At 48.1% G+C, this 15,289-nt stretch carries 12 protein-coding genes; 10 read left to right on the top strand and 2 right to left on the bottom strand.

Translation table 11 applies throughout. The features are described from left to right. Window positions 1-2: 2 nt before the first annotated feature. Window positions 3-746: a hypothetical protein gene (locus tag OP864_RS11710; RefSeq protein ID WP_270098363.1), complete on the bottom strand. Its 744-nt coding sequence runs from the start codon at window positions 744-746 to the stop codon at window positions 3-5. 578 nt (window positions 747-1,324) lie between these two features. Here OP864_RS11710 and OP864_RS11705 point away from each other — a divergent pair. From OP864_RS11705 to OP864_RS11675, 7 genes are all read left to right on the top strand, one after another. Next, window positions 1,325-2,797, top strand: a complete 1,473-nt coding sequence (locus OP864_RS11705; protein ID WP_270098362.1) for a phytoene desaturase family protein — start codon at window positions 1,325-1,327, stop codon at window positions 2,795-2,797. Window positions 2,798-2,809: 12 nt separating this feature from the next. After that, the gene (locus tag OP864_RS11700; RefSeq protein ID WP_015693245.1) at window positions 2,810-3,652 is read left to right on the top strand and encodes a phytoene/squalene synthase family protein; all 843 of its coding nucleotides are present in this window, start codon (window positions 2,810-2,812) and stop codon (window positions 3,650-3,652) included. Further along, window positions 3,653-4,507 carry a lycopene cyclase domain-containing protein gene (locus tag OP864_RS11695; protein WP_270098361.1) on the top strand — a complete coding sequence of 285 codons (855 nt, stop codon included), beginning with the start codon at window positions 3,653-3,655 and terminating at the stop codon, window positions 4,505-4,507. It begins immediately after the preceding gene. Window positions 4,508-4,604: 97 nt separating this feature from the next. Then, window positions 4,605-5,774, top strand: coding sequence for a pyridoxal phosphate-dependent aminotransferase (locus OP864_RS11690; protein ID WP_270098360.1), 1,170 nt, complete (start codon window positions 4,605-4,607; stop codon window positions 5,772-5,774). Between the two features lie 368 nt (window positions 5,775-6,142). Continuing rightward, a complete protein-coding gene (locus OP864_RS11685; RefSeq protein WP_270098359.1) occupies window positions 6,143-6,850 on the top strand; it encodes an SAM-dependent methyltransferase in 708 nt (235 codons plus the stop codon). A 12-nt stretch (window positions 6,851-6,862) separates the two neighbouring features. Continuing rightward, a complete protein-coding gene (locus tag OP864_RS11680; RefSeq protein WP_270098358.1) occupies window positions 6,863-8,260 on the top strand; it encodes a M20/M25/M40 family metallo-hydrolase in 1,398 nt (465 codons plus the stop codon). Next, a complete protein-coding gene (locus OP864_RS11675) occupies window positions 8,247-9,194 on the top strand; it encodes a WD40/YVTN/BNR-like repeat-containing protein (RefSeq protein WP_270098357.1) in 948 nt (315 codons plus the stop codon). The genes OP864_RS11680 and OP864_RS11675 overlap by 14 nt, the downstream gene beginning before the upstream one ends. Here OP864_RS11675 and OP864_RS11670 read toward each other — a convergent pair. Beyond that, window positions 9,191-9,769 carry a hypothetical protein gene (locus tag OP864_RS11670; RefSeq protein WP_270098356.1) on the bottom strand — a complete coding sequence of 193 codons (579 nt, stop codon included), beginning with the start codon at window positions 9,767-9,769 and terminating at the stop codon, window positions 9,191-9,193. The two genes, OP864_RS11675 and OP864_RS11670, sit on opposite strands and share 4 nt — an antisense overlap. Before the next feature lie 454 nt (window positions 9,770-10,223). Here OP864_RS11670 and OP864_RS11665 point away from each other — a divergent pair, with 454 nt between their 5' ends. The 3 genes from OP864_RS11665 to OP864_RS11655 all read left to right on the top strand — a co-directional run bounded on the left by OP864_RS11665 (window position 10,224) and on the right by OP864_RS11655 (window position 15,067). Then, window positions 10,224-10,553 carry a hypothetical protein gene (locus tag OP864_RS11665; RefSeq protein ID WP_015693237.1) on the top strand — a complete coding sequence of 110 codons (330 nt, stop codon included), beginning with the start codon at window positions 10,224-10,226 and terminating at the stop codon, window positions 10,551-10,553. Window positions 10,554-10,573: 20 nt separating this feature from the next. Next, on the top strand, window positions 10,574-12,436 hold the full coding sequence (gene mutL / locus OP864_RS11660; protein ID WP_270098355.1) for a DNA mismatch repair endonuclease MutL: 1,863 nt from the start codon (window positions 10,574-10,576) through the stop codon (window positions 12,434-12,436). A 960-nt stretch (window positions 12,437-13,396) separates the two neighbouring features. Next, the gene (locus OP864_RS11655; protein WP_270098354.1) at window positions 13,397-15,067 is read left to right on the top strand and encodes an ArnT family glycosyltransferase; all 1,671 of its coding nucleotides are present in this window, start codon (window positions 13,397-13,399) and stop codon (window positions 15,065-15,067) included. Window positions 15,068-15,289: the final 222 nt, after the last annotated feature.

The raw sequence follows: 15,289 nt of genomic DNA, 5'->3' as shown, positions 1-15,289 counted from the left end.
GCTTACCAGTTACCAGTAGTAGAAGGCTTAGTGAGATCTCCCACTTTCACCTCTGCTTTATGATCAAAGCTAGGGTCATACATACCGTATTCCTTTACAGAATACTCTTTCATATAATCGCCTACCGTGGTTTTCACTTCAAAGGTGGGGAGGCGGCGGCCAAAAGCACGGCGACCTTCCATAGCGACTTCGCCAGCAGCGACAACAAACTCCTTATTATCAGAGAAAGGAACGCTACGAATTTTCTTGAAATAATCTTTAATAGAAGCCTCTGCAAAATCTAGATAAGCGGCAACGGCGGGATCTTGGCGAACATCTTGGCTCGTATCCTGCCAGTTTTCCATAATCTCTAAAGCGGGGCCTTGCAACTCCTTAAGTTTGGCCTGATCTAATTTGCCAGCTGCGGCAATAAAAGAGAGGACAGAATCGCGGGCGGGATACATCAGCTCCGTAGTATCGGGCGTGATTGTCGTATCAAAGGGGTCACCTTCAATTTTAAGGATAAAGAAGCTATCCTTGAGGAAAGAAGTTTCTAGTTCTTCAAAAGAGGCGGCAAAAAGGGTATCTCCTTTAATGCTAGTATACATCTTTTGGAGCTCTGCAATTTCTTCTAGTTTTTCTTGGACGGCAGTTTTGCGCTCCGCCCAAGTATCTCTAAAATCTACAGGTCGGCGGATGCTTTCCATGAGGTAATAGGCAGAGGCTAGAGCAGCCAAAATAAATACGATATTGAGTACGATCTTCATCGGGCTATTATTTTAAATCTAATAAAGTAGCGCAAAATAAAATTTTATGTCAGGCGGGCTAGGGCCCTTTAATCCTGCTTGCAAGTATAAGTATTTTTTAAAAAAAATTGGTCCTCTCTTCTTTTTTTGTTTTTAGCAGCGGGGGCCAAAGTTAGTCATTAGATGAGGAAAAGGCCCTTTTTTGGTGTTTGGCTGCGGCTTCTCTTTTGGGCCATAGCAGGCGGCGCAGCCGCCGCAGAGGAGCGTAGCGACTGGCTGAGGGATAGATAGCAGTGGCCCGAAGGGGCAGACCCAAGGCTTTTGAAGCGAAGCGAAAAAGCCTGCAGGGCCGAGCGAACAGCGAGCTGCGGCATAGCCCGACCCGCCCGAAGGGCGGGGCAGCCCCAAAATATAAAAGCAGTAAAAATTATTTCAACAGCCTTAAAATAGTATGTTTACACTATAAATGTGGAGACTTTAGATAAAAAATTTAGCGCTTTTTTAAACAAAACCTTTAGGGATAAGTTAAAGAGCCAATAATCGTTTAACTTGTCTCTTGGCTAAAAAGCCTTTTTGCTTTACTGGAGAACAACCACAATATGTCGAAAAAAGTCATTGTTATTGGGTCTGGATTTGCGGGCCTTTCTGCGGCCTGTCATTTGGCCAAAGCTGGATACAGCGTTCAGTTATTAGAAAAAAATGATTGTGCTGGCGGGCGTGCTCGCAAAATGGAGGTGCAGGGATATCATTTTGATATGGGACCGAGTTGGTATTGGATGCCAGAGGTTTTTGAGCAATTTTTTGAGCAATTTGGCAAAAAGGTGTCGGATTATTATGAGCTCAAGCGCTTAGACCCGGCCTATAAAATTGTATTTGGGGAGGGAGAAGAGCTGGCGGTTCCGGCCGATATGCAGGCCTTAAAAGAGTTGTTTGAGAGTTATGAGCCCGGGAGTTCGGCCAAATTGCAACAATTTTTGGATGAGGCCGAATACAAATATAAGGTGGGCATGGGCGAGTTTGTGCAAAAGCCTTCTTTATCCATTTTGGAATTTGCAGATTTACGGGTGGTTCGGGCACTATTTAAGCTGCAGATGTTTTCTTCTATTGCCACTCATGTAGAAAAGCTATTTAAGCATCCGCATTTGCGGGAGTTATTGAAATTTCCCGTTTTATTTTTGGGGGCTACTCCAGAAGAAACGCCGGCCATGTACAGCTTGATGAACTATGCAGATTTGGCTTTGGGGACCTGGTTTCCCATGGGCGGCATGTACCAAATTGTGGCGGCAATGGTTAGTTTAGCCGAAGAATTGGGGGTAGAAATATTGCTCAATGAAGAAGTCTTAAGTATTGAGGTTTCGGGCAAGCAAGCCAAGGCAGCCATTACCAAAAATGGGCGTTTTGAGGCCGATATCATTGTAGCGGGAGCTGACTACCATCATGTGGACCAAAAACTACTTGCGCCTGAATATCGTAACTACAATGAGCGCTATTGGGATAAGCGAGTGATGGCGCCATCTTCTCTGCTCTTTTATTTGGGGGTAAACAAGCCGCTAGACAACCTACTGCACCACAACCTCTTTTTTGATGAGGACTTTAAGCTACACGCTCAAGAAATTTACAAAACCCCAAAATGGCCCAGCAAGCCTTTATTCTATGCTTGTTTGGCCTCTAAAACCGACCCTTCTTGTGCTCCAGAAGGGCATGAAAATCTCTTTTTATTGGTGCCTGTGGCCCCAGAACTAGAGGATACCGAAGCTACTCGAGAGCATTACTACAACTTGGTGATGGACCGTTTGGAAGCCCTAACGGGGCAGGAAATCCGCTCGGCCGTAGATTACAAACTGAGTTATGCACATAAGGACTTTAAGAAAGACTACTATGCCTATAAAGGGAACGCCTATGGTTTGGCCAATACCCTATCGCAAACGGCCTTTCTCAAGCCGCGCTTGAAAAACAAAAAACTAAACAACTTCTATTATGCTGGGCAATTGACCACGCCCGGTCCGGGTGTTCCCCCCTCTCTTATTTCTGGAGAGGTTGTCGCCCGAGAAATCATTAAGTCTAAGGGCTAAAATACATCTCCTATGGATCACTTAAAACTTTATCAGGACAGCTGCCAAGCTTGCAGCCAGCTCATTACAGAGCGTTATAGCACCTCTTTTTCGCTGGGCATTCGGATGTTTTCTAAGCGGTTCAGAGGACCTATTTACGCCATTTATGGTTTTGTTCGCTTTGCCGATGAAATCGTAGATACTTTTCATGGGCATGACAAAGCCGATTTGCTTGAGCGGTTTCGGCAAGATACGTATCGGGCCATTGAGGAAAAGATCAGCCTCAATCCCGTTTTGCAGGCCTTTCAAATGGTGGTCAATGAATACCAAATTGAGCGAGAACTGATTGATGCCTTTTTGTATAGTATGGAGATGGACCTGCATTTTCAGCGCTATGAAGATAGCCTCTACAAAAAGTACATTTACGGCTCTGCCGAGGTGGTGGGACTGATGTGTTTGCGGGTGTTTTGCAAAGATCAGCCGGGCCTTTATGAGGAGCTAAAAGAACCGGCCTGCGCCCTAGGCTCCGCCTTTCAAAAGGTCAACTTTTTGCGCGATATGAAAAGCGATTATGCAGAAAGAGGTCGGGTGTATTTTCCGGGTGTAGATTATAAGTTATTCAATGACCAAATCAAGGCCGAAATCGAGGCGGATATCCTGCTTGATTTTCAACTGGCCTATCATGGCATTTTGGGCCTGCCCAAAGGTTGCCGCTTTGGGGTCTATGTGGCCTATAAGTATTACCTCAATCTCTTTCACAAAATTAAGCAATCGCCTGCCGATCGGGTAACCGAAGAGCGCATCCGAATTCCCAATGGCAGCAAATTGTATATCTTGGGCAAATCCATGATTCGGGCACAGTTTAATCTCTTATAAATGCAGCAGCAAACAAAAAAATGGGGGGCGGCTCTTCTTCTTGGAGGGCTGCCCTTGCTTTGGGTCCTTTACTTATTATGGCAGCCCCTAGACTGGCAGGCCGAGCAGTCTATGCAAGTGCCCGCTATGGGACCAAAACTCAGTTTTGGCGAGCATGCCTATTGGTATTTGTGGATTAACATCGGGACGCTCCTCTTTCCTTTTTTACTCTCCTTTGATAAAAAGGTGCATTTCTATAAAAAATGGCGCTTTCTCCTCCCCGGCCTGCTCATGGTAGGCGGCTTCTTTTTAGCCTGGGATGTTTTCTTCACCCAAATGGGGGTCTGGGATTTCAATCCCCGCTATTTTACCTACTCTTTCCTGGGCCTCCCCCTAGGCGAATGGCTGTTTTTTATTACCGTTCCCTACGCCTGTGTCTTTATTCATGAATGCCTTTTGGCCTATATTCCTAAAGATATTTTGGCCCCCATAGAACGGCCCCTAAGCTGGCTTTTGGTCCTTGGCTTTTATGCGATTGGCTTTTTGGGCCTCTGGATGAGCTATACCGCCTGGACCTTCCTGCTGGCTGGTAGCTTTTTGCTCTGGCAACTGCTGTTTGTCCCCAATCACTATCGCAGCCGATTTTATCTGGCCTATCTCATTAGCATTTTTCCCTTTTTATTGGTCAATGGCATCCTGACCGGAGGCTTCAATCAAGAACCTGTGGTCCTCTATAATAATAGCCAACAACTACAAAATCTACTCGGCTTTCGCTGCGGCAGTATCCCCTGGGATGACTTTATTTACGGCTTTTTACTCCTTTTTCTAAATGTCGCTTTCTTCGAGTACTTCAAGAAAAAGGGTGCAAAACTATAAGGCAGCTTTAAAAACAAGGACTAGACTAGCACGAAATTTGAGCAAAAAACAATACCTTTATTCGCTACTTTTTTACTCATGTATCTAGCCCTACCCTATGCCTTCCAGCGATTTTGATATTTATGAATTACTGCCCCGCCGCAGCCGAAAAATTCTAAATAGCCGCCGCCGAGCCCGCTACCATAGCCTGCCTCGGCATTGCCTGCGTATGGAGCAAAACGAAAGCCCTTGGGGCAGCCTAGGCAGCGAGCAAGACTATAGCCAATATCCCGATCCCGAATGCCAGCTGCTCCGTGACGAAGCCGCCGAGTTTTATGGCCTCAAAAAAGAACAAATTATCGCCGGCAATGGCGGCAGCGCCCTGATCGACCTGATTTTTCGCGTCTTTTGCCAAGATGATAAAGACCATATCCTCAGCTTTAGCCCTATCGCTCCCGAAGTCCGCCACCTAGCCGATCTCAATGGCAGCCATCTCGAACTGCTCCCCCTCAATGAAGATCATCAAATTTCACTCTTCAAACTGCGGGCAGAACTCCGCAAAGAGGTCAAAATCCTATTTCTGAGCCATCCCAACCCCATCTCTGGCCGCTGCCTCCGAGGGATCGATATTGTAGATGCGATCGAGGGCTTTAAGGGCCTGGTCATCCTAGATGAAAGACAACTGGATTATCAACAAGACCTTAGCCTACTCCCCTACCTCAAAGATTTTCCAAATCTAGTGATTATTCGCTCTTTTTCTAGCCTCTGGGGACTAGCGGGCCTCCGCCTAGGACTGGCTTTCGGCTCTGCCGAACTGATCGAGATTTTGCAAAAAATGCAAACGCCCTTTAGTGTCAATGCCATGGCCCAAGCTGCCGCCGTAAAGGCCATGCGCCTGCCCGCCCAAAAGGATCGCGTAGTCGAACAAACCCTAGAACAACGCAAAATCCTTATCGAAAAACTCGACCAATTGCCTCTGGTCCAAGAGGTCTTCCTCTCCAACAGCAATTGCATTCTCTTTAAGGTCAAAGAGGGCCAAAAAACTTATGAATACCTACAATCAGAAGGCATCGAGGTCTTTCCCGCCTTCCAAATTGATAAAAATTTAGAGCATTGTATCCGCATTTCTGTCGGCCAAGAGGAACAAAATAAACGCCTCATCAAGGCCCTCAAAGAGATGCCCAGCAAAACCTCTCTACGCCACAAAATCATGAAGCAACTCGGCCAAGGCCTCAAAAATGCGAGCCTGATTCTAGGCATGGGCGTTTTCAAAAAAATTATTGGGTAACCATATTCCAATACCTCTAGGGAAGGATAGCACAGGCTGTTCTTCCCTTTTTTTATGCGCTAAGGAGTTGCTCTACTGCTGTTTTTTTGGGGCTGCCCCTCCCTACGGTCGGGTCGGGCTGTGTCGCAGCTCGCAGGTCTGCTCGGCCCTGCGCCGCCAAAGGCGGCTGGGTCTGGCGCTTTGCGCCACTGCTGTCCATCCCTCAGCCGCTGCGCTGGGCGCAGCCCAGCGCAGGATCCTCCCAGCCGCCAAAGCGCCCCAACTAGCCCCTACAGCAAAAGAGTTCTGCCGCTTTTGGTCCTCTGTTTTAAGAATTTGGCGGACTTCCGTATCTTGTAGGCATTAAACTATCTCAACCCTCTGCCTTTATGCCGGCTAAATTATACCTTATCCCCGTCCCTTTGGGCCCCTCCGATTATTTACCTGTCCCAGAACAAGTGATTCAAGTGGTGCATAGTTTGGACCATTTTATTGTTGAGCGAGGCAAAACCGCCCGCCGCTTTCTCAAGGATTGGAAAACCCCCGTCCCCTTTCAAGAAATGACCTTTTTTGAACTCAACAAACGCACCGACCTAGCCGAACTGCCCTCTTTCTTAGAGCCCGCCCTCAAAATGGGCAAAAGCATCGGCCTGATGTCTGAAGCAGGCTGCCCCGGCGTAGCCGACCCCGGCGCTGCCGTTATCGAAATGGCCCATGCCAAAGGCATTGAGGTGGTCCCCTTAGTCGGCCCCTCTTCTATCCTATTGGCCCTAATGGCTTCTGGCTTCAATGGCCAATGCTTTGGCTTCGAGGGCTATCTGCCCATCAAAAAAGGAGATCGCCAAAGAAAAATTAAACAGCTCTACGCCCAATCTAAAAAAGAAGGCCGCAGCCAAATTTTTATCGAAACGCCTTACCGCAATATGGCCATGCTAGAGGACCTTTTGGCCCAATTGCCCAAGCATTGTCGCCTTTGTGTAGCCGCAGATATTAGCCTGCCCAGCCAGTATATTAAAAGCCAAACTGTAGCCGAATGGAAAAAAGGAGAGCTGCCTGACCTCCATAAACGGCCTACCGTATTTCTTTTCCTTGCCTAAATTACCTACGCTATGCGCTCCCTTTTTGCTCTTTTAGTCTGCTCTCTTTTTTTATCCAGCCCAAAGGCATCTTGCCAAAACGGAGATGAGGAAGTAGAGCAAGTTGCTAAATTCTTTGACCATGTTTTGACTCAGGGACAATGTTATCCTTGGTTGCACTATCTCTGCAAAGAAGTAGGCCATAGAGTAGCAGGCTCTGCCGCTGGGGCCGCCGCTGTAGAATACAGTCAGCAAATTCTAGATAGCATTGGCTGCGATAAGGTCTGGACCCAAGAGGTGGAGGTCCGCCACTGGAGCCGCGGAAGCATAGAAAAATGTAAGGTAGTTCAATCTAATACCCTAGGCGATTTGGAGCTCTCTGTGGTCGCTTTGGGCTACTCCGCCCCCACCCCAAACTTGGGCCTAAAGGCAGAAGTGATCGAGGTGAAATCTGTGGAAGAACTGCGCAAACTGCCCAGCAGCCAAGTCAAAGGCAAGTTTGTCTTTTTTAATGGGCCTATGGACCCCAAAAAGATCAATACCTTTCACGCTTATGGGGCCGCAGGCTCACAACGGACCTCTGGACCAAAAGTAGCTGCCCAAAAAGGCGCAGTAGGGGCTCTGGTCCGTTCTCTTACCCTCAAAAATGATGATGTCCCCCACTCTGGTGTGACCATTTTCCAACAAGAAAAGCCCATTCCAGCCGCAGCCCTAGGTATCCAAAGCGCCGATAAACTATCAGCTCTTTTGGCCCAAGAACCCAAGGCCAAGATTTTGCTAGAGCTAAATTGCCAAGATTTGGGCAAGCGCAAAACCTATAATGTAATTGGCGAAATCAAGGGCTCGGTCTATCCCGATGAGATTATTGTCGTAGGTGGCCATCTCGACTCTTGGGATTTGGGCGAGGGGGCCCATGATGATGGCGCTGGCTGCGTGCATGCCATGCAGGTCCTACACAGCTTCAAAGCCCTAGGTATTCGGCCCAAACATACGATTCGCTGTGTGCTTTTTGCCAATGAAGAAAGCGGCCTAGCTGGTGGTCGTAAATATGCCGCCGAAGCCGAGCGCAAAGGCGAAAAACATATTGCCGCCATTGAATCTGATGGAGGGGGACATGCCCCTAGAGGCTTTGCCATGGATGCCCTGCCCCATGTTCTAAAACCCGCCTATGCCAAGGCCCAAAACTGGAGAAGTTTAGTGGCCCCTTATGGCTTTTATGAACTCACTACTGGAGGTTCTGGGGCAGATATTAGTCCCCTCAAAAAGTTGGGCGTGGTCCTTTTTGGCTTCCGTCCCGACTCTCAACGCTATTTTGACTACCACCACTCTAGAAATGATGTTTTTGAAAATGTGCATCGCAGAGAACTAGAACTAGGCGCCGCCGGTATTGCCGCCTGGGTATACCTGATTGATAAATATGGCCTACAATAAATTTCTACTTTTTTTGCTCGGCTTGAGCTGCTTGGCCTGCCAAAAGATAGCGCCCCTAGAACGGCCCATGACGCAATGGCAAGCCCCCGATCAATTGCCAGTAAATAGCCTATTACTTCATGGCGATAGCCTATATGTTGGCTTGGGTGACCTTTTTGACCGTGGAGGAGTTTGGGCCACTGCTCTAGATAGCCCTAGTTGGGATAGTTTGCTCCTGCTCGATCATGCCGTCCGAGATTTACAATGGCTAGAGGACCGACTATATGCCTACCCCATTGGCAATACCGTTTATTATCGAGAAGGCGGAATTTGGTCGGGCCTATATATGCCTGGCTGGGAGTTTTTTTCTGCGGGCCATTTCTTTTCTGACTCTGCGGGCCTAGTCGTTGCTGGCGAAAATCTGGGCCAGGGGCGCATCCATCGCCTAAGGGCCAATGGAGAATTTCCCAACCTACTACAAGCCGATAGCTTTTTGCACAGCTTTAGCGATTTGGCGGGCCGGCCCAATGGCCAAGCCATGGCCGTAGGCTATGGCCTGATCTTAAAGACCACTGATGGGGGCCAAAACTGGAGCCCTATGCCGCCCCAAGGCAACTACTTTAGGGCCATCAGTTGGCCAGACAGCCTAAATGCCTTTGTGGCTGGCGATTACGGTAGTGTTTATAAAACCGAAGATGGCGGAGAAAGCTGGCAAAAGCTGCTGTCTGGCCAAACCATGAACCCCAAATACCGCTGGCGCTCTATTTTGGCCCTAGACCAAAACCGTCTGGCCGTAGGGGGAAAAGATGGGGCCCTGCTCCTCTCTCATGATGGCGGAGAAAACTGGCAAAAACTTCAGGGTTTGGCGGGCGAAGAAATTCTCTCCTTGGCCCATGATGGGCAATTTTGGTATTTGGGTACGGCCCAGGGACATATCTGGCGCTTTAGCGATTAGTCTCGTTTTTTTAGGCCCTTATTCACTTCATGCATGGCCGCTATAAAGTCAATACTTTGCTGTGCATACTTCAACAGCCATTTCTTTTTCTTGCGGCCGGGCAAATGCTCTAGAATATAGAGATTTAGCTCAAGTTGGGCCAGCATATATTCTTGGTCCAGCTCTGGTATATGGCTACGCCCGAGCAGCTTACAAAACTCTGCTTGTTCTGCTTCAGGAGAGAGCACTGCATTATCATGATAGGGCAAGCAGTCTAAAATGGCAAGCCGTAGCTCAATGAGCAGCAGCAACTCTTTGGTAGCGGCTAGTTTTTCGCTAGTGGTTTTGGCTTTATTATAGGCCTTGATTGCTTTTTTGGAGCGGCGATTAAAGGACTTGATTTTGGCCCTAATTTCTGGCTTTTCGGCACAAATATGATAGGCGTGGGCCCGACTGACCAAATGGGCAATCATCGCATCGGAGGCTTTGGCGAGCCGACTATCGGCGGCGATGACCTCTGCAGGAAGGCTTTGGCCCAAAAGAGGAAGGGCGGCAAAAAGCAAAAAGAAAAGAGCATAAAAAGAAGGTAACTTCATAACTGTCGTTTTTGTCGTAAATAACTAATACAACAGTAGGGTAAGTTTTTCTTTTTAGAATTGCCAGTTTTCTGTCTAAATAATCTTATTATTTATGGCTGGGCGGCCCAGAGCGAAGCTGGGGCATTTGGCCTAGCGATGTGCAGCAGTGGCCCGCAGGGCCAGACCCAGGCAGCTTTGCTGCCGCAGGGCCGAGCGAATAGCGAGCTGCGGAACGTAGCGCCGACGAGCGCAGCGAGGCGGAGGCCCCAAAATAGCAGCGAGCTGTGGAACGACAACAAGTCCTTTAGGACGCAGTTCGACGACCAAAGGGAGTAACCGCCGCAGCAAAGCTGCGGAGGCCCCAAAAAATAAAACAAAAAGCTAAAATGGCTGTAGATATTAGGAGATTTGCCAAAGCTTTTTAGTTTGAGATAAGTTCGTTATCTTCATTCCAATTAATAGAGAAATCATTATGCTTAAATTCTTCAAACTAGGGGGGCATCAGCCTCGTGGATTTGGTTATCAGCCGCGGTTTTATGATGCGGATAAAGAGGCTTTGGAGAACCGCGTACGTGCGGCGGAAGGCCGAAAAACGGGAGATATTGACCGAGAAGTGACCAAAATGCGCATTCGTGAAGAGCTGCGTTTGGCCAGAGAGATTGCCAAGCGGGAGCATCGTGGGCTTTGGTCTGGTGGTATTTTGCGCTTATTAATTATCTTGGGCATCTTGACGGCTGCGGCCTATGCGGCCCTAGAGCGCTGGTTGCCCGGCTTGCTTAACTTTTGGTTTCCCAATTCCTAGTTTCTTAATTTATATTCCTTATGGCAGACCTTATTCGCCTGTTGCCCGACCATATTGCCAACCAAATTGCCGCCGGAGAGGTAGTGCAACGGCCCGCTTCTGTGGTAAAAGAATTGATGGAAAATGCCATTGATGCCGGGGCGCAAAACATTCGGCTAATCATTAATGATGCGGGAAAAACCCTCATTCAGTTGGTTGATGACGGCATTGGGATGAGTGAAACTGATGCTCGGATGAGTTTTGAGCGGCATGCGACCTCTAAAATTCAGAAGGCAGAAGACCTTTTTAACCTGCATACGATGGGTTTTCGGGGCGAGGCCCTAGCCTCTATTGCTGCGGTGGCCCAGGTAGAAATGCGGACCAAAAAGCGGGGCGAAGAACTGGGCGTTCGCCTGCAAGTAGAAGGCTCGGAGCTCATCTTGCAAGAACCTTGTCAGGCGGCGGCGGGGACCAGTATTTCGGTCAAGAACCTCTTTTATAATATTCCCGCTAGACGCAACTTCCTCAAGTCCGATAAGGTAGAGTTTAAGCATATTCTCGATGAGTTTCAGCAGATTGCCATTGCTCATCCCGATATCTTTTTTGCCTTGCACCACAATGGTCAAAAGCAGTTTCATCTGCCTGCCAGCAACCTCAAACAACGGATTATTCAGGTACTGGGGAAGAAATACGCCCAAGCGCTGATTCCCATCTCTGAAGAGACCGATATTATTAAGATTTGGGGCTATGTGGGCAAGCCCGATTTTGCTCGCAAGATGCGTGGCGATCAGTATTTCTACGTCAATCAGCGCTATATCAAAAGCAATTATTTGCAGCATGCGCTTTTTCAGGCCTATGAAGACCTCTTGCCGCAAAAGATGTATCCGCTTTATGTGGTTTTCTTTGAGCTAGACCCAGCCAAAATTGATGTGAATGTCCACCCCAGCAAACAAGAAATTAAGTTTGAGGATGAGCGTCTGATCTATAATTACCTTAGAGTTTGTACCCGCCATGCTTTGGCCCAGCATCATGTGACGCCCAGCATTGATTTTGAGCAGGAGTCGAGCATTAGTAAGCAATTGGAGCGGGAACAGATGGAAAAACAACAGCTATTTTCCAATAAAACGAGCAGCTCAAAGTCTAGCACTGGCAGTGGCGGCTATCGTCCCCCTCAAAAAACGGAGCAGGAAAAAAACAATCTGGCGCATTGGGAGAAGCTCTATGCGGGTTTACAAAATGAGGAGGAAGAAGAGCAACAGCCCCTTCCTTCCAAGCTCTCTAAGCAAACCCCACTTTTTGAACAAGAAGAAGAAGAGACCCTGCAAATGGGCCAAGGCCCCAAGCAAGAGCTTTTTTATTTGGGCCAAGGCTATATGATTAGCCCATTAAGAGCGGGCTATTTACTGATTCATCAGCAGACCGCCCTAGAGCGCATCCTTTATGATGATTATTTGCAGCGGCTAGAACATAAGCGGCTGGTCCAACAACACAGCCTCTTCCCCATTAGTGTCAGCCTAAACTTGCGAGATGCCAAGCTCTTACAAGAGCTGCTGCCCGAACTCAAGAAGATGGGCTTTGAGCTGGTCCCTATGGGTGAAACCACCTTTGTCATCTCTTCAGTGCCCGCCTATTTAGAACAATTGGGCGAAGAAGATGGCTGGCTAAAAGAAATCTTGGAGCAGTACCAATTGGGTCAATCGCTCTCCCTTTCCTTTGAGCAAAATATGGCCAGAGCCATGGCCATGCGCATGGCCAAACAACAACCCAAACGGCTTAGCCCCATGGAAATGCAGGCCCTTATTGATCGACTCTTTGCCTGCCAAAATCCAGAGCGATCGCCTAGAGGTCGCCGCTGCTTTATTCGCTACAATTTTGAAGAACTCGATAGCCGTTTTGAGTCTTAATTCGACTATTAGCCACTCCAATCTTACTCATTAGGAGCCGAGGGTTTTAACCCTGGGCTCCTTTTTTATCATTCCTATTGGCCACACACTTGCTGTAGGTTTTAACCTACAGGTCTTTGGAAATGAATACTTTAGTTGTTAATAATTGTCAGACCTGTGGGTTAAAACCCACAGCAACAAAGGATCTTTAGAACATCCTGCTGCTGAGCGGAAGGTTGAAACCTTCCGCTCAGAACAATATCTGCTTGTTAGGAGCCGAGGGTTTTAACCCTGGGCTCCTTTTTTATCATTCCTATTGGCCACACACTTGCTGTAGGTTTTAACCTACAGATCTCTGGAAATGAATACTTTAAATATTAAATATCATAATACCTTTGAGTTGAAACCTTCCCCCCAAAAAACAATATCTGCTTGTTAGGAATTGTAATACCTGTGGGTTGAAACCCACAGCAACAAAGGATCTTTAGAACATCCTGCGGCTGAGCGGAAGGTTGAAACCTTCCGCTCAGAACAATATCTGCTTGTTAGGAGCCGAGGGTTTTAACCCTGGGCTCCTTTTTTATCATCCCTATTGGCCACACACTTGCTGTAGGTTTTAACCTACAGGTCTTTGGAATTAAATGCTTTAGTTGTTAGGAATTATAATACCTCTGGGTGGAAACCCACAGCCCTTTTCTGCGCCTAGGGACAAGCCCCTAGGCTAGCTGTTTCAGACAGCCCTCTGCGAGGGCCTTTGGTTCAGCCCCTTCTTTGCTATAATGATTGAGCCAAGCCCTATATTTTAGCATTTGAGGCCCTTTAGGGCCGACTCCATTCGATTAGCCTAGGGGCTTGTCCCTAGGCGATGATTAGCCACTCCAATCTTACTCATTAGGAGCCGAGCATTTTCCCCCACAGCAATCTATATCTTCTTTTTTCTTCTGCCCTCCACTGCTTACCTTTGGCCCAAGAACAAGCAGCATGAAATCACTTCTCTCCTATTTGGGCCTTAGCGCCCTGCTCTCGCTCCTGTTGTTGGGGCATTATTTTTTTGGCTATTATGGTCACTATGGCTATGATGATGTCATGGGCTATATGTACCAAGCCGCTCAATTGGTACAAGGGCAGTTTCATTTAGGCGACGACCACTATGCCTATCGCTGGGGGACGATCTTCCCCACGGCCCTCTCCTATGCCCTTTTGGGCATCAATGATTTTGCTGGGGCCCTTCCCGCTATGCTCATCACGGGCGCCACGGCCCTACTGATCTTTTGGAGTTTGGGCGGCCGTTGGAAAGGGGCCGGCATTTGGGGCGTTCTGCTCTTTTTCTTCAATGAATGGAGCCTGTTTTATTCGGATAAGGTCATGCCCGATATTCTTGTCGCTTTAGGGACCCTAGGCCTTTTTCTCTGTCTTTGGCGACTCCGCTTTAAGCGACAAGGCGGTCCAAGCTGGCCCTATGCCCTGAGCTTTAGCCTGATTTTGCTCTATTCTTTTTGGGCCAAAGAGACCATTATCTTATCGCTGCCGGTCTTTTTTGTCTTCTTTCTTCTAGATGTTTACCGCCGTGAATACCTCGCCTTTTGGGCTTGGGCGATTGGCTTTTCTGCCCTCTTTTTTGCCCTTTATTTTGGGGTGATTTATGGACAAACGGGCAGTTTTCTCTATCGCTTCAAAGCCATAGAGCTGGGCAGTTATTTCAATCCCTGCAGCTACGACCAGCTCCCAATTTCCCATTTACTAGAACGCATTAGCTATGGTTTGGGCCTTCTATTTCTTCGCAGCGGTTTGCTGCCTGTTTTGGGCATGGGCCTAGGCAGTCTCTTTTTCCTAAAAGGCAGGCTCTGGAAACTAGACAGCGAGTCCGCCTTTTGGAGCCTTAGCTTGGGCCTCAGTGTTTTTTCGGCCTATTTCATGACGATTTCTTATAAGGCTTATGTGCCTATGTGCGGCACGGATGTCCGTCACTTTTTATATTTGGCCCCCTTGGCCGCCATTGCCGCCGCCCCTTATTTACAGGCCTTTTGGCAGCGCAAGCAGTATACGCTTGGACTACTGCTGCCCTTGTGGTTTTGGACCGGTCTGGCCTATTGGCTAGACTATGGCAATGCCTTATCTATTGGGGCTTGGGCCTTGGCCCTTTCGCTTTTTGCGCTTTCTCCCCAGCGCTTGATTGTTGGGGCAAGGGCGCTCTCTATCTCGCTCTTTATTCTGGCTTTGGCCTACCCGACTTACCAAAGTATGCAATATGCCCAAACCCAAGGCTATATCGAACAGCGGGAACTGATCCTGCGGCATTTCTCTCCCGATCAGCAGCAGGCGGCCATAGTCATTAGCAATCCGGTACAGCGCAATTTTGGCGAATACTATATGCAGTTTGCCCCTCAATCTCAGGTCCTTTTCTGGAACTACCAACAGGCGGCGCAAGAACAGCCCCAGCCCAATAGCCGCTATTATTTATTGCTCAATGGCTTTAGTCGCTATCAAAGCAATACTAGCTGGGAGGAGCTCCCTCCTTTGGTACAGGCCTATTATCAGGACCAAAAACAACTTCCCCTAAAACTAATCGATAGCCAAAAAGAGGGGGCCATTCTCCTCCTCGAAATCACTGATCCCGCAGCAGCTTGGCCCCAATTGCTTTTGCCCCAATAGGTCTTGTTGCTGTTGGAGACTATTTAAAATTTTGTGTTTTTCCTTTTTGCTGCCTAGGGACAAGCCCCTAGGCTAGCTTTTCAGACAGCCCTCTAAAGAGGGCCTTTGGATAAAACCTTTATCTACAATAACCACTTAGTAAGGCACTATATATCCACCTTTGAGGCCCTTTAGGGCTGACTCCATTTAGATTAGCCTAGGGGCTTGTCCCTAGGCGATGAT

Source organism: Saprospira grandis, from assembly GCF_027594745.1.
GTDB classification, from domain to species: Bacteria; Bacteroidota; Bacteroidia; order Chitinophagales; family Saprospiraceae; genus Saprospira; species Saprospira grandis.
Note: the sequence above shows the minus strand (reverse complement) of the source record. Positions and strands in the feature narration are given on the sequence as shown.